Below are 21546 nucleotides of genomic sequence, written 5' to 3' on the forward strand. Positions count from 1 at the left end.
CTCTAAGCCCTCAGACCGGTTTCTTGCCGAAAACGCGGACGTATTCCTCGACGCCACCCTTGTGCAGCGCCTCGGCTTGCTTGACCCAGTCGTCGCGGTCGATGCGGCCCTTGAAGTTCAGGTAGCTGTCGACCCAGCCACGATGGCTGTCGTTCCACTCTGCGATCTGCGCGAACGTATAGATGCCGAGCGAATGGAGGATGCCCTCGATCTTCGGCCCGACGCCGGAAATCATCTTGAGATCGTCCACCGCAGCCGGCTTTTCGATGCCAGCGGGACGGTCAGGATGATCAAGTGCAGGCTTTTCCGTCTTTGCCGGCTTCTTGCCCGCAGCGCCGATGGGTTCGTCGCGCAGCAGCTCGGGCGACGCAAGAGACGCCTGTTCGGACTTTGGCGAGCGCGACTTGCGTTGCTTTTCCTCGCCGCCCAGCGCGGGCTCTGCCTTGTTGGCGGCCGCCGGATTGTGGGCCGGCGCAGCGGCACTGGCGGCCTTTTCAGCCTCCGGCGAGGCTTTCTCGGGCGAAGGCGACTTGATGGCAGGATTGGTCTCCAGCGCATCGGTCTTCGGCTTCGCTGCATTGGAAGGAGCCACCTCGGCCTCAGGCGCGGGAGCAGCGGCATCCGCAGCAGCCTTTTCCTCGGCGATGATGCGATCGCGCGTGACCTTGAGGACGGCGGTCTCGTCCAGCAGCGTCTTCTGCCCGGTCAGCGGGGCGGAGAAGATGCGGCCATTCTGTGGGCCGACAGGCACATCGGCACCCTTGCCCTGCTCGAACGCATCGATGATCTCTTCCAGCCGCTCGGGCGTCAGGTCTTCGTAGGTGTCCTTGAAGATCGCGACCATCGGCGCGTTCACGCAGGCGCCAAGGCACTCGACCTCTTCCCACGACAGCGTTCCATCCTCGTTGGTGTGGAACTGGTCGTGATGAATCTTGTTGCGGCAGACATTCATCAGGTCTTCCGACCCGCGCAGCATGCAGGGCGTGGTGCCGCAAACCTGGATGTGGGCGCGCGTACCGACCGGCTTGAGCTGGAACTGGGTGTAGAAGGTAGCGACTTCGAGCACGCGGATATAAGGCATTTCCAGCATGTCAGCGATCTTCTCGATCGCGGCCTTGGTGACCCAGCCCTCCTGCTCCTGCGCCCGCATCATCAGCGGAATGACGGCCGACTGCTCGCGGCCTTCAGGGTATTTGGCGATCGTCCTTTCAGCCCAGGTGCTGTTTTCCGCGTTGAACGCGAATGTAGCGGGCTGTTCGGAGATATCTGCGAGGCGACGGACGGACATTAGCGATCGACCTCACCAAACACGATGTCGAGGGAGCCTAGAACGGCGGTCACGTCGGCCAGCATGTGGCCACGGCACAGGAAATCCATGGCCTGCAGATGCGCGAAACCCGGCGCACGCAGCTTGCAGCGGTATGGCTTGTTGGTGCCGTCGGACACGAGATAGACGCCGAACTCGCCCTTGGGCGCCTCGACGGCCGCGTAAACCTCGCCCGCCGGGACGCGATAGCCTTCGGTGTAGAGCTTGAAGTGATGGATGAGCGCTTCCATCGAGCGCTTCATCTCGCCCCGCCTCGGCGGCACGACCTTGCCGTCAGTGTTCGACACAGGCCCGCCGCGATCCTTGCCGAGAAGGCGTTCCAGGCACTGGCGGATGATCTTCACCGACTGGCGCATTTCTTCCATGCGGATCAGGTAGCGGTCATAGCAGTCGCCATTCTTGCCGACCGGGACGTCGAATTCCATTTCCGGGTAGCATTCGTAGGGCTGCGACTTGCGCAGGTCCCACGCCGCGCCGGAACCGCGCACCATGACGCCCGAAAAGCCCCAGGCCCAGGCGTCTTCCAGCGAAATCACGCCAATGTCGACGTTGCGCTGCTTGAAGATGCGGTTGGGCGTCAGGAGATTGTCGAGATCGTCCATCGTTTTCAGGAACTGCGCCGTCCAGGTACCGATATCCTCGAGCACCTGGTCAGGGATGTCCTGATGGACGCCGCCCGGCCGGATGTAGGCCGCATGCATGCGCGAACCGCTGATGCGCTCGTAGAACACCATCAGTTTCTCGCGATCGACGAAGCCCCAGAGCGGCGGCGTCAGTGCGCCGACGTCCATGGCCTGCGTCGTGACGTTGAGAATATGCGACAGGATGCGGCCGAGTTCCGAGACGAGAACGCGGATCAACTGGCCGCGCTTGGGCAATTCGATGTCCAGCAGCCGCTCGACCGCGAGCGCGTAAGCGTGCTCCTGGTTCATCGGAGCGCAATAGTCGAGGCGATCCAGATAGGGCACCGCCTGCAGATAGGTCTTCTGCTCCATCAACTTCTCGGTGCCGCGATGAAGCAGGCCGATATGCGGATCGACGCGATCGACGACCTCGCCGTCCAGTTCCAGCACAAGGCGCAACACGCCGTGCGCGGCCGGATGCTGCGGGCCGAAGTTGATGTTGAAGTTGCGGACGGAAAGTTCGCTCATGATCGTTAGCTCTGCCGCATCACTGCTTCGCCTTCTCGTCACCCGGCAGCACGTATTCGGTGCCTTCCCAAGGTGAGAGGAAGTCGAAATTGCGGAATTCCTGCTTCAGTTCGACAGGCTCGTAGACGACGCGCTTGACCTCGTCGTCGTAGCGGACTTCCACGAAGCCGGTGACCGGAAAGTCCTTGCGCAGCGGATGGCCCTCGAAACCGTAGTCGGTCAGGATGCGGCGCAGGTCCGGATGGCCTGAGAACAGGATGCCGTAGAGGTCGTAGGTCTCGCGCTCGTACCAGTCCGCGCCGGGATAGATGCCGGTTACCGACGGAATAGGCGTATCCTCGTCAGTCTGGACCTTGACGCGGATGCGCAGGTTCTTCTTCGGCGACAGCAGGTGGTAGACGACATCGAAGCGCAGCACGCGCGACGGATAGTCCGCGCCGGACACATCAACGATCGAGACGAACTGGCAGGACGCGTCGTCCCGCAATAGCGTCATCGCCTCGAGCAGGTCGTCGCCGGCCACCGTGACTGTCAACTCGCCATACGCCAGTTCGGTATTGACGATCTTGCTGGCGAGCTTGCTGGCAAGATACTCGGAAAGTCCCTGAAGCGCCTCGCTCATGGGGTCACCGCTCGATCGTGCCGGTACGGCGGATTTTCTTCTGCAGCAGGAGAAGACCGTACATCAGCGCTTCCGCCGTGGGCGGACAGCCGGGAACATAGATATCGACCGGCACCACGCGGTCGCAGCCGCGCACCACGGCATAGGAATAATGATAATAACCGCCGCCATTGGCGCACGAACCCATCGAGATGACGTAGCGCGGCTCCGGCATCTGGTCGTAGACCTTGCGCAGCGCAGGCGCCATCTTGTTGGTCAGCGTGCCGGCGACGATCATCACGTCCGACTGGCGCGGCGAGGCCCGCGGCGCGATGCCGAAGCGCTCGGAATCGTAGCGCGGCATGGCCGAGTGGATCATCTCCACCGCGCAGCAGGCCAAGCCGAACGTCATGTACATGAGCGAGCCGGTGCGCGCCCAGGTGATCAGCGCTTCCGACGAGGTGACGAGGAAGCCCTTGTCGGAAAGCTCCTCGTTGATGGCGCCGAAGAACGGATCGTCATGGCCGACCGGCTTGCCGGTAGCCGGGTCGAGGATGCCTTTTGGCGTAGGGGCAACCAGCGTGCCGCCCGTATTGGTCGCAGTGGGGGTCATGGTCGGGCTCAATCCCATTCCAGCGCTCCCTTCTTCCATTCATAGATGAAGCCGATGGTGAGCACGCCGAGGAAGACCATCATGGACCAGAAGCCGAACACGCCGATTTCACCGAAGGAAACCGCCCACGGGAACAGGAAGGCCACTTCGAGGTCGAAGATGATGAAGAGGATCGACACCAGATAGAAGCGCACGTCGAACTTCATGCGGGCGTCGTCAAAGGAATTGAAACCGCATTCGTAAGCAGAAAGCTTTTCGGGGTCCGGGTTGCGGTAGGCGATTAGGAAAGGCGCCACGACAAGCGCGATGCCGACAAACAGCGCAACGCCGATGAAGATCACGACGGGCAGGTAGGAGCCCAGGAGTTCGCTCATTGCCTCAGATCCGCGGATACGATCCAGTTTGGTTTACAGCACGGGACCCGATTGAGGAAGCGCGACAGAGCGTACACAGAACCGTTCGGGGTTCATGCTGCAACGCGGGAGGGTTAGCGCAGCAGTCACGGTGAAGCAAGACAAACCTTGACCGAAAGAAGGCACTTCCAACGTTTAGCATCTCCGTGAATTCCTTACCATTTTACTCCACTTTATTCTCCTGACAGTATTCGGCTGGAAAGCCTGCTAGAATGGCTCGAAAATCAACGAATTTGCAGCCTGTGAAACCACACCCCTCCCGCGTTCCGCAACGTTACTTCTCGGCATGAAAGAAAAGCTCTCACTGCCGACCGCGCGACGCGTAGCGCTCGCGGCGCAGGGTTTCGCAGAGCCGCGTCCATCTGGTCCTATCGATCGCCGTCACCTGAATCGCGTCATCGGCCGCCTCGGACTGCTGCAGATCGATTCGGTCAGCGCTGTCGTGCGGGCCCACTACATGCCGCTTTTCTCGCGGCTAGGCCCATACGCGACCACCCTGCTGGACGAGGCCGCGTCGGGCAAGAAACGCCGTCTGTTCGAATACTGGGCGCACGAGGCCTCCTTCCTGCCTCTGGAAACCTGGCCGCTCATGCAGTGGCGCATGCAGCGCGCCGCCGACAATGACAAAAGCGAAATCTACGGCGGCCTTGCCCGTTGGGCGCAACAGAACATGCCGCTGATCGACGCGATCTACGCCGAGGTCGCTTCGCGCGGCCCGCTTGCGGCCTCCGACATAGAGGGCGCCAAGGGCAAGGGCGGCTGGTGGGGCTGGTCGGACGAGAAGCACGCCTTTGAATGGCTGTTCTGGGCCGGGCGTATCACCACGCACTCCCGGCGCGGCTTTGAGAGGCTCTACGACTTGCCGGAGCGCGTCATTCCCAAGGACATCTTTGACGTCCCTCACCCCAAGGCCGAGGACGCCCATCGCGACCTGCTGCGCCATTCCGTCCGCGCGCTCGGCGTTGCCACCTATGGCGATTTGCGCGACTATTTCCGCCTCAACCCCGGTGACATGAAGGGCCGGCTGGAGGAACTGGTCGAGGAAGGCGAGATCGTCCCGGTCAAGGTCGAGAGCTGGAAGCAGCCCGCGTGGCTGCACACCGGCGCCCGCATGCCGCGCAAGGTGCAGGCCCGCGCCCTGCTCGCGCCCTTCGACCCGCTCGTCTTCGAGCGCTCCCGCGCCGAGCGCCTGTTCGACTTCTTCTACCGCATTGAAATCTACACGCCCGCCGAGAAGCGCCAGTACGGCTATTACGTCCTGCCTTTCCTGCTCGGCGACACCATCGTCGCGCGCTGCGACGTCAAGGCCGACCGCCCCGCCGGCGTCCTGCGCGTCCTCGCCGCCTACGCCCAGGCCGGCGCACCGCCCGAGACCGCTGCCGAGCTGCTGGGGGAGTTCCGCCTCATGCAATCCTGGCTCGGGCTTGAACGCATGGAGGTCTTGCCGAAAGGTGATCTTGGCCCCGCACTGGTGAAACTCGCCGGCGCAAAGTGACGCTGGCGCAACCTTCCGCGTCGTACCCGCGCGTTGACTCGACACGGCCACCAAGCCTAAATCCGCGATGACGGTCCTCTTCCCCAACCGGAAGAGGCTAAGAGGGAATGCGGTGCGGGCGAAAACCCAACGCCGCGGCTGTCCCCGCAACTGTAAGCGACGAGCCCGAGCCGAAAGCCACTGGACAGTTCCGGGAAGGCGGCAAGGGCGGCGACCCGCAAGCCAGGAGACCTGCCGTCAACGATAGTGATACCGACCGTCCGGCGGGTGTCCCGGACAGGGAGCCGTGCTTTGAAGGCCGACGACATTTCCCCTGAAGGGGCAGCCGCGTCCGCGCCCGCCGATCTTTCGGCGGTGACCGTCGTTGTCTGCGGGACCTGTCGCGACGAGACCGGCTCCGACGCCCACCCTCGCGCGGGCACGATTCTCGCAGACCGCACGAAACTGGCGTCCGAAGGCGACATCCGAGTCACCACCGTCGACTGCCTCGGCAACTGCAGGCGCCGCCTGTCGGCCGCCCTGTTGCGCGACGGCTGCTGGAGCTACGTCTTCGGCGATCTCACGGCCGAAAGCGGCCCCGACCTCATCGCCGGCGCAAAACTATTCGCCGGCTCGACCGACGGCCTGATCCCCTGGCGCGGCCGTCCCGATTCGCTCAAGCGCGGCCTCGTCGCGCGCATCCCTCCCCTCGGCATCCTCAAGGACATCGCATGACCGCTTCGCTTTCCCGCGTCCCCTGCACCGTCGTCACCGGCTTCCTCGGCGCCGGCAAGACGACCTTGATCCGCAACCTGCTCGAGAACGCCAAGGGCAAGCGGCTGGCGCTGATCGTCAACGAATTCGGCGATGTCGGCGTCGACGGCGACATCCTGCGCAGCTGCGGCATCGACTCCTGCCCGGAGGAAAACATCGTCGAACTGGCCAACGGTTGCATCTGCTGCACCGTGGCCGACGATTTCGTGCCCGCACTCGACCAGATCCTCGCGCGTTCCCCTAAGGTCGACCACATCATCATCGAGACGTCCGGGCTGGCCCTGCCCAAGCCGCTGGTGCAGGCGTTCCAGTGGCCGACGGTGAAGGGCCGCGTGACGGTCGATGGCGTGGTCGCGGTGGTTGATGGCGCGGCACTCGCCGACGGTCAGGTCGCGACCGACATGGACGCGCTGGCCAAACAACGCGCAGCAGACGATTCGCTTGACCATGACGACCCCGTCGAAGAGGTTTTCGACGACCAGGTAGCGTGTGCGGACCTCATCATCCTGTCCAAGAACGACCTGATCGATGCGGCAGGTGCCGCCCGCGCCAACGCTGCGCTCGACCATGCAAGGCCGGGCGTCAAGGTCGTGCCGTCGGCCAACGGCAAGGTCGACGCCTCGCTGCTGCTCGGCCTCGGCCTCGCGGTCGAGGACGACATCGAGAACCGCAAGACCCATCACGACGACGAGCTGGACCACGAGCATGACGACTTCGACAGCTTCGTCGTGGAAATTCCTGCCATCGTGAATCCCGACGAACTGGCGGCGCGCGTGGCTGCCGCTGCCGAGAATGAAAACGTGCTCCGCGTAAAGGGTTTCGTGCAGGTGGACGGCAAGCCGATGCGGCTGCTGGTGCAGGGTGTTGGGCCGCGCGTGAACCACTATTACGATCGCGCCTGGACTGACGCTGACGATCGCCGGTCGCGCCTGGTAGTGATCGGCCTCAAGGGTTTGAACCGCCCGGCGATCGAGAAGATACTGGTCGGCTGAAGGAGCCTCGGCCGCCGTGCACATCCTGACCACATCGTCTGCCTCGCTCGACGACCTCGTCGAGCCGGTCGATCTGCGTCAATCGCCGGCAGAAATCGTCGCGCTGTCCTTCACCGACAGCGATCTGGCAGGAATGGCGGCGGCGTGGAAGGCCGAAGCCGGCGCGCTGCCCTCCATGCGCCTCGCGGCGCTGCGCGACCTGCGTCACCCGATGTCCGTCGATCTCTGGATCGACAGTGTCGGCGCGAAGGCCAAGGTGGTGCTGGTGCGTATCCTCGGCGGCTATGAATGGTGGCGCTACGGCTGCGACCAACTCGCAGCGATGGCGCGGGCGCGCGGCGTAAAACTGGCGCTGCTGCCCGGAGAGTGCCGCGAACAGGACGAGCGTCTGGTCGAATGCTCGACGCTGCCGCGCGACGAACTCGACGCGCTGCTCGCCTGTTTCCGCGAGGGCGGCCCGCACAACATGATTGCGCTGGTGCGCCGGCTGGCCGCGCTAGCGGGGCACGAAGTGCAGACTCTGGACGCCTTGGAAGTGCCGAAAGCCGGATTTTATGATCCAGTGGCGAAGGCTGTCACCAAGCTGCCGCCCTATGCCAAAGGCGCAAACATCCCCATCCTCTTCTACCGCTCGATGCTGCTGGCGTCCGATGTCGCGCCGATCGAGGCGCTGGCGCAGGCGCTTGCCGACAAAGGCATGCAGCCCGTCCCGATTTTTGTAGCCAGTCTGAAAGACAAGGAGTCCTCCGCCTTCGTCGAACAGGCGTTGCGCGACCTCAATCCAGCGCTGATCGTTACTGCCACGGCCTTCGCGACAGGTGCGGAGCCAGGTGTCGAAACGCTGTTCGACCGCGCCGGCGTCCCGGTCATGCAGGTGATTGTCGCGACAACGCGGCGCGAGGCATGGGAGAAAAGCCCGCGCGGTCTCGGCCCGGCCGACCTCGCCATGCATGTCGTCATGCCAGAACTGGACGGGCGCCTTCTCGCCGGTGCAATCTCCTTCAAGGATGACAGCGGCATCGATCCCGAACTCGGCTTCCGTGCTTTCGCCAACCGGCCGGAACCGGATCGTGTCGAGCAGGTCGCAGCGCGCATCGAGGCCATGGTGCGCCTGCAGACGACGCCGCGCGACAAACGCCGGCTGGCGATCATCATGCCGGACTATCCGGGCGCGGCTGGACGCACAGGCTATGCGGTGGGCCTCGACGTACCGAACTCCGTACTCGCCATGCTGCACGACCTGAAGGATGCCGGCTATGCCGTTGACGGGATTCCGGAAACGGCGCGGGAACTGCTGGATGCGGTCGAGGCTGGCGAAGAGGGTCTGGGCCTCGAAGAATATATCGCGCTGTCGGCAAATCTGCCTGAAGAGGCAACGAAAGCGGTGGAAGCCGCGTGGGGCGTTCCTGCAAGCCTAAGAGCACCGCACTTCTCCGTCCGGGCCGCGACCTTTGGCAACGTCACCGTCGCGCTCGCTCCGGACCGGGGGAAATCGCAGGACCGCCGCGCCGATTATCACGACCCGACATTGCCGCCGCGCCACGAACTGATCGCCTTCGGCCTTTGGCTGCGCGAGACGCTCGGCGTCGATGCGCTTGTCCATGTCGGCGCGCACGGCACCCTGGAATGGCTGCCCGGCAAGGCGGTTGCGCTTGGCAAGAACTGCTTTCCCGAGATCGTTACCGGGCCACTGCCTGTCGTCTATCCTTTCATCGTCTCCAACCCAGGCGAGGCCGCACAGACCAAGCGGCGCATCTCAGCCGTCACGCTCGGCCACCTGCCCCCGCCTCTGGTGGCTGCCGAACTGGATGAGGACAAGCAGAAGCTGGAGCGGCTGGTCGACGAATATGCGCAGGCGGACGGCCTGGACCGCCGCAGACGCGACCGGTTGGCGCAACTGATCGTCGAGACAGCGGGAAAGACAGGGTTGGCGTCGGAAGCCGGCGTTGCTGAAACGGACCAGCCCGACGAGGCGCTGCGCCGCATCGACGCCTGGCTGTGCGACCTCAAGGACTTCGCCATCAAGGACGGGCTGCACATCTATGGCCGCGCCGAAATCGATGACGAACCGATCCGGCAGACCAGCGCCGCAGCCGAGCGCACAGCGCTGATCGCCGCGCTCGACGGCCGCCACGTCACGGCCGGCCCCGCAGGCGCGCCAGCACGCGGCCGCAAGGACGTGCTGCCAACCGGCCGCAACCTGTTCACCGCCGACCCGCGCACCATGCCGACCTCGACAGCCTTCGACATCGGTGAGGCCGCGGCGTCGGAAGTGCTGCGTCAGTACATGCAGGACCATGGCGACTGGCCGCGCTCGCTGGTCGTCGACCTCTGGGGTTCTGCCTCGCTGCGCACCGGCGGCGAAGAAATCGCGCAGGGGCTGGCTCTGATGGGCTGCGGGCCGCAATGGGATGCCGCGACCGGCCGCGTGACCGGCATCGAGGTGCTGTCCCCCGCGACGCTCGGCCGGCCGCGCGTCGACGTGACGTGGCGTATCTCCGGCCTTTTCCGTGACATGTTCCCGACCCAGATCGCGCTGATCGACGCCGCGACACGGGCGGTTGCCGAGCGTAACGAGGACGCATCCGAAAATCCCCTCGCCGAGACCGCACGGGAGCAGAACAGCGTTCCGGCGCGCATCTTCGGATCCTCCCCCGGCACTTACGGTGCCGGACCGGAGAAGCTTCTGTCCGGCGGCGGCTGGGAAACCCGCGAGGAACTCGGCCGCGCCTATCTGGAGGCCACTTCGCATGCCTATGGCGGTGCCGAAGGTGATGGCCGGCACCTGCCCGGAGCCTTCGCCGAGCGCATCGCCGAGGCCGAGCTTCTGATCCACACCGCCGACGATCCGGGCCGTGACATCCTGGAAGGCTCGGCGGATGTCGCCTTCGTGGGCGGGTTCTCGGCAGCGGTCGCGTTGCTCGGCGGCAAGGCCGAGGTGATCATGCTCGACACCACTGACCCGAAGAAGCCCAAGCCGCGCTCGGTGACGCAGGCGGTGGCGCGTGTCGTTCGCGCCCGGGCGACAAGTGCGCGCTTCATCGAAGGCCAGATGCGTCACGGGCCACGCGGCGCTTCCGAATTCGCCGAAACCGTCGACCGGTTGATCGGCTTCGCGGAAACCACCAACGCCATCCCAGGCACGCTGATCGAGGCGGTGCACGACGCCTATCTCGGCAACGAGGCCGTGCGCGCCTTCATGCTCCGCGAAAATCCCAAGGCGGCCGCCTTCATCGCCGAGCGTTTTGCCTCTGCGCGGCGGCGCGGCCTGTGGAACCCGCTGCGCAATTCCATAGACAACGACCTTGCAGCGCTTATCGCCGAGGCGCGCGGCGCACAGGAGGCCGCATGACGGTCCAGGCGTCGGAACGGCCATTGGCCGGCGGCTTCGCGCGACGCGGTGCCTGCCCGGCGCTGTCCGCGCCGATGAAGACCGGCGACGGACTGCTGGTTCGCCTGAACCCGGTGGATGGCGGCGTGTCGCCGGAGGCGCTGATCGGGCTCTGCGAGGCGGCAGACGAACACGGCAACGGCATTGTCGAAGTCACTGCCCGCGGCAGCGTGCAGATACGCGGACTGACGGCGGATTCGGCGGTCGAGTTTGCCGCAGTCGTCAACAAGCTCGGCATTCCCGTGCGCACGGGCATCCCGGTGCAGACCGGCGTGATGGCGGGCCTCGATCCCGGGGAGATTTCGGACCCGACGCCGCTTGCTGAGGCGATCCGGGCCGGCATCGCCGCAGCCGGACTGGAAAGCCTGCTCGGGCCGAAGGTTTCTGTGGTGGTGGACGGAGGCGGAAGGACAGCGCTGGACGAGGTTGCGGCAGATGTCAGGCTGACTGCGGTCACGGGTGGCGGTTGGATTGTGGCAATCGCGGGCGATCAACAATCAGCGCGACCGCTTGGCATTACTGACGACGAACAAGCGACTTGCAATATCGCGCTGGCGCTGCTTTCCCGGATTGCGGAGATGGGAAGGCAGGCTCGCGGCCGGGACTTGAACGACGCGACATTATCAGGGTTGGTCGATGGTTCGGAAGGACGGCGAGAGGCGGCCAGGTCGCTGATTGGAGAGACCGCTCTGCGCAACCAAGAGCTCGCCCTCGGCGTCGCCCTTCCCTTCGGCCACATCAGCGCCGATCGATTGAAAGCCTTCGCCGAAAAGGCGCTGACGCTTGGCGTAGAGGACGTCCGCCCCGCGCCAAAGCGGACACTGGTGGCGATCTGCGGCTCGAAGAGGGCAGCGCGGGAACTGGGCAGGACGGCGGAAGCGCTCGGTTTCATCACCTCGCCTGACGATCCCACACAGTCGATCTCCGCCTGCCCCGGCGCGCCGGACTGCGCTTCCGGGTATTTACCGGCGCGAACTATCGCAGCCGAAATCGCCAGGGAACATGCAGGCTTCTTCGACGGATCCTTGCACCTGCATGTTTCCGGTTGCGCCAAGGGATGCGCGCATCCGGCAGCGTCGACCCTGACGATGGTAGGCGGCGAACGCGAAATCGGGCTTGTCGCGGACGGTACGGCGCGCGATGAAGCGGCGGCCTTTGCGGATCGCGACGCCGCAGGGCGCGCTTTCGCCAACGTCGCGCGGTTGGTTTCGGCAGAACGGCTGCCGGGTGAAACGACGGCGCATGCCATTCACATGATTGGGCTTTCCGGACTTGCGGAAGCCTTCGGAAAACACGGGACATGACAGCTTACGACTACATCCACGACGGCAACGCGATCTACGAAAAGTCCTTCGCGATCATTCGCGCGGAAGCCGACCTGTCGCGCTTTTCCGAGCCTGAAGCCGATGTCGCGGTGCGCATGATCCACGCCTGTGGGCTGGTCGAAGCCGCCCAGCACTTCGTCTTCTCCGAGGATTTCGTCGCATCCGCACGCGCCGCCCTTCTGGCTGGCGCGCCTGTTCTCTGCGACGCGGAGATGGTCTCGCGGGGCGTGACGGCGGCACGGCTCCCCGCAAAGAACGAGGTAATCTGTACGCTGCGCGATCCGCAAACCGCCGAACTCGCGAAGAAGATCGGCAACACGCGCTCGGCGGCAGCGCTGGAACTGTGGCGAGATAGGCTGCATGGCGCGGTGGTCGCAATCGGGAACGCGCCGACCGCCCTCTTCTATCTGCTCGAGATGCTCGAAAAGGGCGCGCCGAGGCCGGCTGCGATCATCGGCATGCCCGTGGGCTTCGTCGGCGCCGCCGAATCCAAGGAAGCGCTGGCCGAAAGCAGACTTGGCATCCCCTGGGCAATTGTCCGCGGCCGCATGGGCGGCAGTGCGATGACCGCCGCCGCCGTCAATGCTCTGGCGAGGCCCGGACTGTGAACGCACAGACGAAAACCGGCCGCCTGATCGGCGTCGGCACAGGCCCCGGCGATCCGGAACTGATGACGCTGAAGGCCGTGCGCGCGCTGGAGGAGGCCGACGTCGTCGCTTATTTCGCCAAGCGCGGCAGCAACGGCAACGCGCGCGGCATCGTCGGGCCGTATTTCCGTGAAGCCTGGGTCGAACTGCCGCTGGTTTACCCTGTTACGACCGAAATCCACAAGGATTCGAAGGATTACAGGACAGCGATCTCCGACTTCTACGAGGCCTCCGTCCAACGGATCGAAACGCATCTCGAAGACGGCAAGACGGTCGCCGTGCTCTCCGAGGGCGATCCGCTATTTTACGGGTCATACATGCACCTGCATGTGCGGCTCGCCGGACGCTGGCCGACTGAGGTGATCCCGGGCGTGACGGCGATGTCGGGATGCTGGTCTCAGACGGGCGTTCCCATCGTCCAGGGCGACGACATCCTGACCGTGCTGCCGGGCACGCTGTCCGAATACGAATTGACGCGACGGCTGGCCGATACACACGCGGCGGTGATCATGAAAGTCGGCCGCAACTTGCCCAAGATACGAGCAGCGCTGACCGCAACCGGCCTGCTTGATCGGGCCATCTATGTCGAGCGCGGCACGATGGCGAACACGCGCTCCGAGCGGCTGGCCGACAAGACCAACGACGACGCACCCTATTTCTCGATCGTGCTCGTGCCTGGATGGGCCGAGAAGCCATGAGCAAGGGCGGCCATATCGCCGTGATCGGCCTCGGGCCCGGCGGCGCGCATCAGGTGACACCTGAGGCGAGCGCGGCGGTGGCGGCTGCGAAGTGGTTCTACGGCTATTTCCCCTATGTCGACCGGCTGGAGTTGCGGCCCGACCAGGTAAAAGTCGCATCCGACAACCGCGAGGAGATTTCGCGCGCACAGGCCGCGCTACAGAAGGCCGCCGAAGGAGAGCGCGTGGCGGTCGTCTCGGGTGGCGATCCCGGCGTGTTTGCGATGGCCGCGGCAGTATGCGAGGCGATCGAAGCAGGCCCGGCCGAATGGCGCGACATCGAGATGACCACTGTGCCGGGCGTGACTGCGATGCTGGCGGTTGCCGCCCGGATCGGCGCGCCGCTCGGCCACGACTTCTGCGCGATCTCGCTATCCGACAACCTCAAGCCTTGGGAAACCATCGAGAACCGACTGGTAGCAGCGGCCACGGCGGGCTTCGTCATCGCTCTCTACAACCCGATCAGCAAGGCGCGGCCATGGCAACTCGGCAAAGCCCTCGAGCTTTTGCGTGCGATCCTGTCAACGACGACGCCGATCATCTTCGGCCGCGCCGCCGGACGGCCCGATGAGAAGATCGTGGTGACGCCGCTCGGCGAGGCGGACGCGGGACAGGCCGATATGGCGACCTGCGTGATCATCGGTTCCGCTGAGACGCGCGTCATCGAGCGCGGCGTACAGCCTGCGCTGGTCTACACGCCTCGCTTTTTGTCTGCTCAGGGAGCCAAGGCTTGATCTGCGAGCCGCATCGTCTCGTCGACATCCATGCCGGCCGGCATGTCGGGCAGCGCCGGCCGGCGTATCAGGAATATCTCGATGCCGAGCGCACGGGCCGCTGCGATCTTGCCGTAGGTCGCCTGCCCGCCGCTGTTCTTGGATACGATGGCGTCGATGCCGTGCGTCTCAAGAAGCGCGCGGTCGCCGGCTTCGGAAAACGGTCCGCGCGCGAGGATGTAAGTGGCGTCCGGCAGGTGAAGCGGCGGCTCGACCGGATCGACGCTGCGAATGAGGTAGGCGTGCTGCGGCGCAGCTTCAAAGGGAAGCAGCTCCTGCCGGCCCAAAGCCAGAAAAACTCTGCGCGGGCTCGCACCGAGCAGGCCGACGGCCTCCGAGGCGCTGTCGACCAGCGTCCAGCGATCGCCGGGCTGCCGCTCCCAGGCGGGACGACGCAGCGCGATGGCCGGAACATGGGCGAGCGCAGCGGCCTTCGCCGCATTGGCGGAAATGCGGGCTGCATAGGGGTGCGTCGCGTCGATCAGCAGATCGATACGGTTTTCGGTAAGGTAGGCGGCAAGTCCCTCCGCGCCGCCGAAGCCGCCTGTTCGAACCGGCACACCCTGCGCCACCGGATTTTCGGTACGACCGGCGAGCGACAGGGTGACGTCGTACGCAGCCGCGAGCTTGCCGGCGAGTTGGCGGGCGTCGGCGGTGCCACCGAGGACGAGGATTTTCTTCATGGGGTGCCGGAGTCACGCATTACCCCTCACCCTTACCTGCTTACGGTGAATACGGGGAGAGGCGTTCGCCAAGGTTGGCGCTGGTTCCTCGCCCCCGCGAAGTGGGGGAGAGGTGGATCGACCCGCAGGGGCGAGACGGAGAGGGGGACCCTTCAGCTAGTCAGGCCGCCCCCCCTCTCCGTCGCGCTTCGCGCGCCACCTCTCCCTCGCTTCGCGTGGGCGAGGAACCTGCGCTTCTCGAGGAGTGCAGTATGAGGGCCTCCTCAAAATGGCTCTCCGTCGTCGGCATTGGAGAGGACGGCGTCAGTGGACTTGGCGATGCGGCCAAGCGACTAGTCGCCGAAGCCGAGATCGTCTTCGGCGGGAAACGGCATTTGGCGTTGGCGGCAAGCCTGATCAAAGGTAAATCGCGCGCCTGGCCGAGCCCGTTCGATACCGCTATGCGCGAAGTCATCGCCTTGCGCGGACAAAGGGTCTGCGTCCTGGCATCAGGTGATCCGTTCCTGCACGGTGTCGGCGTCACGCTTGCGCGGCAGGTGCCGGTTGGTGAAATGATCGTGATCACTGCTCCATCCGCCTTCTCGCTGGCGGCCTCGCGTCTCGGCTGGGCGCTGCAGGATATCGAGACGGTGTCGCTGCACGGACACGCCATCGACCTCATCCGCCCGCTGCTCCAATCGGGTCGGCGCGTGTTGGCGCTAACGTCGGACGGCGACGGACCCGGGGCGGTAGCGGCGCTGCTGGCCCAGCTTGGCTTCGGCCGATCGAGGCTGACCGTGCTGGAAGCGCTGGGCGGGCCAGACGAGCGTATCCGGACAACGTCCGCGAGCGAATTCGTTCTCGAAAACATCAACCCGCTCAACGTTCTGGCGCTCGAACTTGAATCGGATCGCGAGGCACGCATCCTGCCGCTGACGGCCGGACGGCCCGATGATTTGTTCGAGCATGACGGGCAGATCACCAAGAGCGAGATTCGCGCCATGACGCTAGCTGCCCTTGCGCCCCGGCGCGGCGAATTGCTGTGGGACATCGGCGCCGGCTCCGGCTCGATCTCCATCGAGTGGATGCTGGCCGACCCCGCCATGCGCGCCGTGGCGATCGAGGAAAACGCCGAACGGGCCGCGCGCATCCGGCGCAACGCGACCGCATTCGGCGTGCCGGGCCTGACGGTCGTTGAGGGAGCAGCACCCGCCGCGCTGATTGGACTGCCTACACCCGACGTGATCTTCATCGGCGGCGGCGGCACAGACGGTGGCGTGATGGATGCGGCAATATCCGCCCTGCCCGCAGGCGGTCGGCTGGTGGCCAATGCGGTGACGCTGGAAATGGAAGGCCTTCTGCTGGCGAAACACGCCGAGCTCGGCGGCGACCTTGTCCGCATCGCGATCTCGCGCGAAACCGCTATCGGCTCGATGAGCGGCTGGCGTCCCGCTATGCCGGTGACCCAGTGGTCGTGGGTAAAACCATGATCGTTGCGGGCATCGGCAGTCGCAAGGGCGTGAGCGCGGCGGAAGTTGTCGTTGCGGTGGATCTTGCATTGGCTGATCACGCGCTGCATCGAAGTGGGCTGGCTATGCTGGCAACGGCGAGCCTGAAGGGGAACGAACCAGGCATTATCGCCGCGAGCGGCATGATGAACCTTCCGCTGATCCTGATCGACCAGAAGGCCTTGGAAGATGTGTCGGCGGCGACTCTCACCAAGTCCGCAGCTTCCATGGCGACGGCGAACACGCCTTCAGTCTCCGAGGCCGCAGCGCTTGCAGCCGCCGGACAAGGCGCAAGGTTGGCCGGCCCGCGGATAATTGTCGGCTCCGTCACCTGCGCAATCGCCTTCGGAGCTGAGCCGTGACCGTGCACTTCATCGGCGCAGGTCCGGGCGCTGCGGACCTCATCACGGTGCGCGGACGCGACCTGATCGCTGCCTGTCCCGTGTGCCTCTACGCCGGGTCAATCATGTCGGCGGAACTGCTGCAATACTGCCCGCCAGACGCGCGAATTGTCGACACGGCCCCAATGTCGCTCGACGAAATCGAGGCCGAATATGCCGCCGCGCATGCAGCCGGCCAGGACGTCGCACGGCTCCATTCGGGCGACCTCTCCGTCTGGAGCGCCGTTGCCGAGCAGATCAGGCGGCTGGAAGCGCTCGGCATTCCCTACACGCTGACCCCAGGCGTCCCCTCCTTCGCGGCGGCGGCTGCTGCTCTTGGACGTGAACTCACTATTCCGGAAGTCACACAGTCTTTGGTGCTGACCCGCGTTTCGGGCCGCGCGTCAAAAATGCCGCCCGGTGAGACGCTGGCAGGCTTCGGCAAGACCGGCGCTACGTTGGCGATCCATCTCGCGATCCATGCGATCGGCGAGATCGTGGCCGACCTCACGCCGCTCTATGGCGCGGACTGCCCTGTCGCAGTCGTGTTCCGGGCTTCATGGCCGGAGGAGCGCGTCGTGCGCGGGACGCTGGCCGACATCGAGGCGAAGCTTGCCGCCGATCCGATCGAGCGCAGCGCCATCGTCTTCGTGGGACGCGGGCTGGCGGCTGAAGGCTTTCGCGAAAGTTCGCTGTACGACGCCTACTACCAGCGGCGGTTCCGCGGCCGGGAGGGACTTTGATGCGCTCAGGTCGCCGCAAAGTCCTTCTTGCCCATCAGGTCGCCGTCGCGGTTGAAGACAAGAAGCTCGAGTTCGATGCCGGTGCCCTTGAGCACCGTAGCGGCGGTGCTCCACGCCAGGGACGCGATGGCACCGCCAAGCGGAATTCCTTCGCCGACAGCAAGCGAAAACGCCTCGGCGACCGTGTTGGCCGCCCTCATCCGCGCCGCGAGCTCGTCGGATGCACCGGACGTTTCTGCGACGACAGCCAGTGCATCGAGGTCGGCCATGCCCCGCGCGGAATGAACGTCGAGCATGCCCTGCGCGAGCTTGGTCATCTTGGCGACGCCGCCGGCTACCGTGACGCGCGGCACGGGATGATCCCGGACATATTTCAGCATGCCCCCGACGAAGTCGCCCATGTCGATGAGCTGGACCTCATGCAGGCGGTACATTTTCTGGGCCGCGACCTCGGAGGCATTCCCGGTCGCGCCGGAGACATGGGAAAAGCCCATGGCGCGCGCGACATCGATGCCGCGATGGATGGAATGGATCCAGGACGAGCAGGAATAGGGAATGACGACACCGGTCGTGCCGAGGATGGAGATGCCGCCGAGGATGCCGAGGCGCGCGTTGAGCGTGCGCGTCGCCATCTCTTCGCCACCCGGCACGGAAATTTCGACCTCGATGTCGGCGCTCTCGCCCGCTGCTTCCTGAACGGACGCAGCGATCATCTTGCGCGGAACGGGATTGATGGCCGGTTCGCCGGGCGGGATCGGCAGGCCCGGTCGCGTCACGAGACCCACCCCCTCACCCCGCGCATAGGTAATGCCGGAGCCGGCAGCGCCCCGGCGCACCGTGGCGGTCACCAGCGCGCCGTGGGTGACGTCAGGATCGTCGCCGGCGTCCTTGACGATTGCGGCGGTGGCGGTGCCTTCGGACAGATCGTGACTCGCCAGCGCGAAGGCGACGCGGCGGCCGGAAGGCAGCGCGATCTCCACCGGATCGGGAAAGTCGCCCGAAACAAGCGCAGTGGCAGCGGCCTTGGCAGCGGCAGCGGCGCAGGCGCCGGTTGTCCAGCCGCGCTTCAGCGGCGTTCCGGAGGGCAGGTTTTCCTCGACCATGGCGTGATCTATAGGGCGCGCGACGTGGCGCGTCATGGGGGAAACGCATGAGCAAGGCTTTCCTCGAACAGGCGATCGCGCGCCTAGCCCATGACGAACCGGAATTGCAGCCGGGCCACGTCTGGCTTGCCGGTGCTGGTCCGGGCGATCCCGGCCTGCTGACGCTCGACGTGCTGTCGGCGCTCGCGCAGGCCGACGCGCTGGTGCATGACGCGCTGGTTGCGGGGAAGGTCGTGGCGGTCGCGACGCAGGCCGAAAAGTTCTTCGTCGGCAAGCGCGGTGGCAGGCTGTCGATCCCGCAGGGCGAGATCAACGCGCTTCTGGTGCGGCTTGCCAAGGAAGGCCGCAAGGTGGTGCGGCTGAAGGGCGGCCACCCGCTGGTCTTCGCGCGCGGCGGCGAGGAGGCGCTGGCGCTGGCGGCGGAAGGTATCCCTTACCGCGTGCTGTCCGGCGTCACGTCCGCTTTCGGCGGCCTTGCCTCTGCGGGCATTCCTGCGACCATGCGCGGCATCAACGGCGCGGTGATCCTCGCGACCGGCTTCGCCGCCCAGAGCGACGACCGCCCAGACTGGGCGGCACTTGCCAGAACAGGCCAGCCGATCGTCATCTACATGGGCCTGACCCACATGGCCGATACCGTGGCTGCTCTGATGCAGGGCGGCCTCAAGGCCGATACACCCGCCGCCTTCGTAGAGAGCGCGACACTGCCGGAGGAGCGCGTCGTGACCGCCACGCTGGGCACGCTGGCGGAAGCAGCCTTCCGAGAGCACATTGTGTCCCCCGCCCTGATCGTGATCGGGCATATCGTGAGCCTGCGCGACAGGTTGAGAAGCGGCGCATGACGGCGAAGGCAGTCATCATCGGCGCACCCCGTTCGGGCTCGGGCAAGACCTCGGTGACGATCGGCCTGCTGCGCGCACTGGCAAGGCGCGGTATCGCTGTTCGCGGCGCGAAATCCGGCCCGGACTATATCGATCCCGGTTTCCACGCCGCCGCGACGGGCAAGGACGGCGTCAACCTCGACAGTTGGGCGATGCCGCCGGGACTGCTGTCGGCACTTGCGGGGGAAGCAGCCGGTGATTCTGAGGCCGTCATCGTCGAAAGCGCCATGGGCCTGTTTGACGGCATTCCCGCCGAACCGGGACGCTCGGGCTCAGCGGCCGATCTCGCCCAGCTCTTCGGACTGCCGGTTTTGGTGGTGCTCGACGTGTCGGGCCAATCGCAGACGGCTGCCGCCATAGCCAAGGGTTTTGCCAGCTACGATCCGGGCGTCAAAATCGCGGGAGTAATCCTCAACCGGCTTGGCAGCGAACGGCACAGGCGGCTGGCCGGCGAAGCGATCGAGGCGTTGGGCATACCGGTCGTGGGCGCAGTGATGCGCGACCCTACGCTCAGCCTGCCCGAACGGCATCTGGGACTGGTGCAGGCCGGCGAGCACGACGACATCGAAACACATATCGACCGTCTCGCCGATGTCATGGAACGCTCGATCGACATCGATCGGGTACTCGATCTGATGGCGCCGTTCGCACCAATCGGCAGCGACACTTCGGCAGCGCTGCCCCCGCCGGGCCAGCGGATCGCGCTGGCGCAGGACGAAGCGTTCAGCTTCGTCTATCCGCATGTGGCGCGGCATTGGCGCAAGGCTGGCGCGGAGATCGTCCCATTTTCTCCCCTCGCCGACGAGGCACCCGACGAAAGCTGCGACGTCTGCTGGCTGCCCGGCGGCTATCCTGAACTGCATGCAGGAAGACTGGCTGCGGCGCAGAATTTTCGTTCCGGCATGCAGGCATTCGCAGCGAGAAAGCCGGTCCACGGAGAGTGCGGTGGCTTCATGGCGCTGGGCGAAGGTCTGGTCGATGCGGAAGGCCAGCGGCACGAGATGCTCGGCCTGCTTTCCCATGCGACAAGCTACGCCGAGCGCAAGATGAATCTCGGCTACCGGCGGGCGCGCATGAAAGCCGCGTCGGCGCTGGGCCCTTCGGGCAGCGCGGTGCGCGGCCACGAGTTCCATTATTCCAGGGTCATCGATCCCGGCTCCGACGAGCCGCTGGCCGAGATTGCCGACGGTCAGGGCAACGCCTTGGGTGTCTCGGGCGGCAGGCGCGGCTTGGTCAGCGGGACATTCTTCCACGCGATCGCGAGGGACGGATGAACCCGAGACGCATTGTCGACGATATCGCGCTGTGCCTCGTGTTCTTTACGCGGCTGCCGCTTCCGCGCCTCGAATTCGGCGCGCGCACGCTCGGCGAGGCAATCTGGGCAGCCCCCGTAGCGGGTTTCGCCGTGGGGCTGGCGGGCGGGCTGGTGCACGTGGTCATGGTATGGCTCGGCGTCTCCTTCCTGATAGCCGGCGCGCTTGCGCTTGCTGCCACGATGCTGGCGAGCGGCTGCCTGCACGAGGATGGGCTTTCGGACGTAGCCGACGGTTTTGGCGGTGGAGCCACCCGCGAACGCAAGCTGGAGATCATGCGCGACAGCCGCATCGGCGCTTACGGTGCTTCGGCGCTCATGATGTCGATGCTGCTGCGCTGGAGCGCGCTGATTTCGCTGTTCGGCCCCTCGCTGACGTTCTGGAGCCTGATCGTCGCGCACACGGTCTCCCGCGCGCTCATTCCAGCCTTCATGCAGATCATGCCTCCGGCACGAACGGACGGCCTCGCAGCAGGCGCAGGCAAGGTTGAGGCAAATACCGCCTATACTGCGCTTGCAATCGGCGCGGCGGTTCTTGTCGCTTGCCTCGGTCTCACTGCGGCGACCCTCGCTGCGATCGTCCTCGCCCTCGTCTTCTTCGCATTTCGTGCGCTCTGCCTGCGCCAGATCGGCGGCCAGACCGGCGACACGCTGGGAGCGCTGCAGCAGCTCAGCGAAATCGCCGTGCTGGTCGTGGCGGCCACTCTCATCACCTGAATCGAATTCTCAAAACCTTGAC

General features: G+C 65.5%; 21 protein-coding genes and 1 riboswitch. Of the genes, 14 read left to right on the plus strand and 7 right to left on the minus strand.

Annotated elements, in window-relative coordinates:
* Positions 1-10: 10 nt before the first annotated feature.
* From ABMA32_RS10965 to ABMA32_RS10985, 5 genes are read right to left on the minus strand one after another with little or no spacing between them, the layout of a single operon-like run.
* Positions 11-1288: an NADH-quinone oxidoreductase subunit E gene (locus tag ABMA32_RS10965; RefSeq protein ID WP_349013799.1), complete on the minus strand. Its 1278-nt coding sequence runs from the start codon at positions 1286-1288 to the stop codon at positions 11-13.
* Positions 1288-2478, minus strand: coding sequence for an NADH-quinone oxidoreductase subunit D (locus tag ABMA32_RS10970; protein ID WP_349013800.1), 1191 nt, complete (start codon positions 2476-2478; stop codon positions 1288-1290). The genes ABMA32_RS10965 and ABMA32_RS10970 overlap by 1 nt, the downstream gene beginning before the upstream one ends.
* Before the next feature lie 19 nt (positions 2479-2497).
* Positions 2498-3100 carry an NADH-quinone oxidoreductase subunit C gene (locus ABMA32_RS10975; RefSeq protein WP_349013801.1) on the minus strand — a complete coding sequence of 201 codons (603 nt, stop codon included), beginning with the start codon at positions 3098-3100 and terminating at the stop codon, positions 2498-2500.
* Between the two features lie 4 nt (positions 3101-3104).
* On the minus strand, positions 3105-3692 hold the full coding sequence (locus tag ABMA32_RS10980; protein WP_349013802.1) for a NuoB/complex I 20 kDa subunit family protein: 588 nt from the start codon (positions 3690-3692) through the stop codon (positions 3105-3107).
* Between the two features lie 8 nt (positions 3693-3700).
* Entirely contained in the window at positions 3701-4066 is a 366-nt protein-coding gene (locus ABMA32_RS10985) for an NADH-quinone oxidoreductase subunit A (RefSeq protein WP_349013803.1), read from the minus strand.
* Between the two features lie 325 nt (positions 4067-4391).
* Between ABMA32_RS10985 and ABMA32_RS10990 the strand changes: the two genes are divergently transcribed.
* From ABMA32_RS10990 to ABMA32_RS11025, 8 genes are all read left to right on the plus strand, one after another.
* Positions 4392-5600, plus strand: a complete 1209-nt coding sequence (locus tag ABMA32_RS10990) for a winged helix-turn-helix domain-containing protein (RefSeq protein WP_349013804.1) — start codon at positions 4392-4394, stop codon at positions 5598-5600.
* Between the two features lie 54 nt (positions 5601-5654).
* Positions 5655-5853: riboswitch (cobalamin riboswitch) on the plus strand.
* A 38-nt stretch (positions 5854-5891) separates the two neighbouring features.
* Positions 5892-6314, plus strand: a complete 423-nt coding sequence (locus tag ABMA32_RS10995) for a DUF1636 family protein (RefSeq protein WP_349013805.1) — start codon at positions 5892-5894, stop codon at positions 6312-6314.
* Positions 6311-7345, plus strand: a complete 1035-nt coding sequence (gene cobW / locus ABMA32_RS11000; protein WP_349013806.1) for a cobalamin biosynthesis protein CobW — start codon at positions 6311-6313, stop codon at positions 7343-7345. The genes ABMA32_RS10995 and cobW overlap by 4 nt, the downstream gene beginning before the upstream one ends.
* A gap of 16 nt (positions 7346-7361) precedes the next feature.
* On the plus strand, positions 7362-10697 hold the full coding sequence (cobN, locus tag ABMA32_RS11005) for a cobaltochelatase subunit CobN (RefSeq protein ID WP_349013807.1): 3336 nt from the start codon (positions 7362-7364) through the stop codon (positions 10695-10697).
* Complete coding sequence (gene cobG, locus ABMA32_RS11010; RefSeq protein WP_349013808.1) at positions 10694-12040, plus strand: precorrin-3B synthase; 1347 nt, start codon at positions 10694-10696, stop codon at positions 12038-12040. Before cobN ends, cobG begins: the two co-directional genes overlap by 4 nt.
* Positions 12037-12669: a precorrin-8X methylmutase gene (locus tag ABMA32_RS11015; RefSeq protein WP_349013809.1), complete on the plus strand. Its 633-nt coding sequence runs from the start codon at positions 12037-12039 to the stop codon at positions 12667-12669. The genes cobG and ABMA32_RS11015 overlap by 4 nt, the downstream gene beginning before the upstream one ends.
* Positions 12666-13406 carry a precorrin-2 C(20)-methyltransferase gene (locus tag ABMA32_RS11020; RefSeq protein ID WP_349013810.1) on the plus strand — a complete coding sequence of 247 codons (741 nt, stop codon included), beginning with the start codon at positions 12666-12668 and terminating at the stop codon, positions 13404-13406. The genes ABMA32_RS11015 and ABMA32_RS11020 overlap by 4 nt, the downstream gene beginning before the upstream one ends.
* Complete coding sequence (locus ABMA32_RS11025; protein ID WP_349013811.1) at positions 13403-14179, plus strand: precorrin-3B C(17)-methyltransferase; 777 nt, start codon at positions 13403-13405, stop codon at positions 14177-14179. Before ABMA32_RS11020 ends, ABMA32_RS11025 begins: the two co-directional genes overlap by 4 nt.
* Here the strand turns inward: ABMA32_RS11025 and ABMA32_RS11030 are convergent.
* Positions 14161-14901, minus strand: a complete 741-nt coding sequence (locus tag ABMA32_RS11030; protein WP_349013812.1) for a cobalt-precorrin-6A reductase — start codon at positions 14899-14901, stop codon at positions 14161-14163. The genes ABMA32_RS11025 and ABMA32_RS11030 overlap by 19 nt on opposite strands.
* Before the next feature lie 251 nt (positions 14902-15152).
* On the opposite strand from ABMA32_RS11030, the gene cbiE reads away from it, so the two are divergent.
* Genes cbiE through cobM form a run of 3 tightly spaced genes read left to right on the plus strand, consistent with a single transcriptional unit; the run spans position 15153 to position 17511 of the window.
* Positions 15153-16370, plus strand: a complete 1218-nt coding sequence (gene cbiE / locus ABMA32_RS11035; protein ID WP_349013813.1) for a precorrin-6y C5,15-methyltransferase (decarboxylating) subunit CbiE — start codon at positions 15153-15155, stop codon at positions 16368-16370.
* Positions 16367-16750, plus strand: coding sequence for a cobalamin biosynthesis protein (locus ABMA32_RS11040; RefSeq protein ID WP_349013814.1), 384 nt, complete (start codon positions 16367-16369; stop codon positions 16748-16750). Before cbiE ends, ABMA32_RS11040 begins: the two co-directional genes overlap by 4 nt.
* Positions 16747-17511, plus strand: a complete 765-nt coding sequence (gene cobM, locus ABMA32_RS11045; RefSeq protein WP_349013815.1) for a precorrin-4 C(11)-methyltransferase — start codon at positions 16747-16749, stop codon at positions 17509-17511. Before ABMA32_RS11040 ends, cobM begins: the two co-directional genes overlap by 4 nt.
* 5 nt (positions 17512-17516) lie before the next feature.
* Here the strand turns inward: cobM and ABMA32_RS11050 are convergent, their stop codons facing one another.
* Entirely contained in the window at positions 17517-18650 is a 1134-nt protein-coding gene (locus tag ABMA32_RS11050) for a cobalt-precorrin-5B (C(1))-methyltransferase (RefSeq protein ID WP_425475519.1), read from the minus strand.
* An 11-nt stretch (positions 18651-18661) separates the two neighbouring features.
* Here ABMA32_RS11050 and cobA point away from each other — a divergent pair, with 11 nt between their 5' ends.
* Genes cobA through ABMA32_RS11065 form a run of 3 tightly spaced genes read left to right on the plus strand, consistent with a single transcriptional unit; the run spans position 18662 to position 21524 of the window.
* A complete protein-coding gene (gene cobA / locus ABMA32_RS11055) occupies positions 18662-19456 on the plus strand; it encodes a uroporphyrinogen-III C-methyltransferase (protein WP_349013816.1) in 795 nt (264 codons plus the stop codon).
* Positions 19453-20769 (plus strand): cobyrinic acid a,c-diamide synthase CobB, encoded by a 1317-nt coding sequence (locus ABMA32_RS11060; protein ID WP_349013817.1) that lies wholly within the window; start codon positions 19453-19455, stop codon positions 20767-20769. The genes cobA and ABMA32_RS11060 overlap by 4 nt, the downstream gene beginning before the upstream one ends.
* Positions 20766-21524 (plus strand): adenosylcobinamide-GDP ribazoletransferase, encoded by a 759-nt coding sequence (locus tag ABMA32_RS11065; RefSeq protein WP_349013818.1) that lies wholly within the window; start codon positions 20766-20768, stop codon positions 21522-21524. Before ABMA32_RS11060 ends, ABMA32_RS11065 begins: the two co-directional genes overlap by 4 nt.
* The last annotated feature ends 22 nt before the right edge of the window (positions 21525-21546 follow it).

It is taken from the genome of Mesorhizobium quangtriensis, from assembly GCF_040081925.1.
Lineage (GTDB): Bacteria > Pseudomonadota > Alphaproteobacteria > Rhizobiales > Rhizobiaceae > Mesorhizobium_K > Mesorhizobium_K quangtriensis.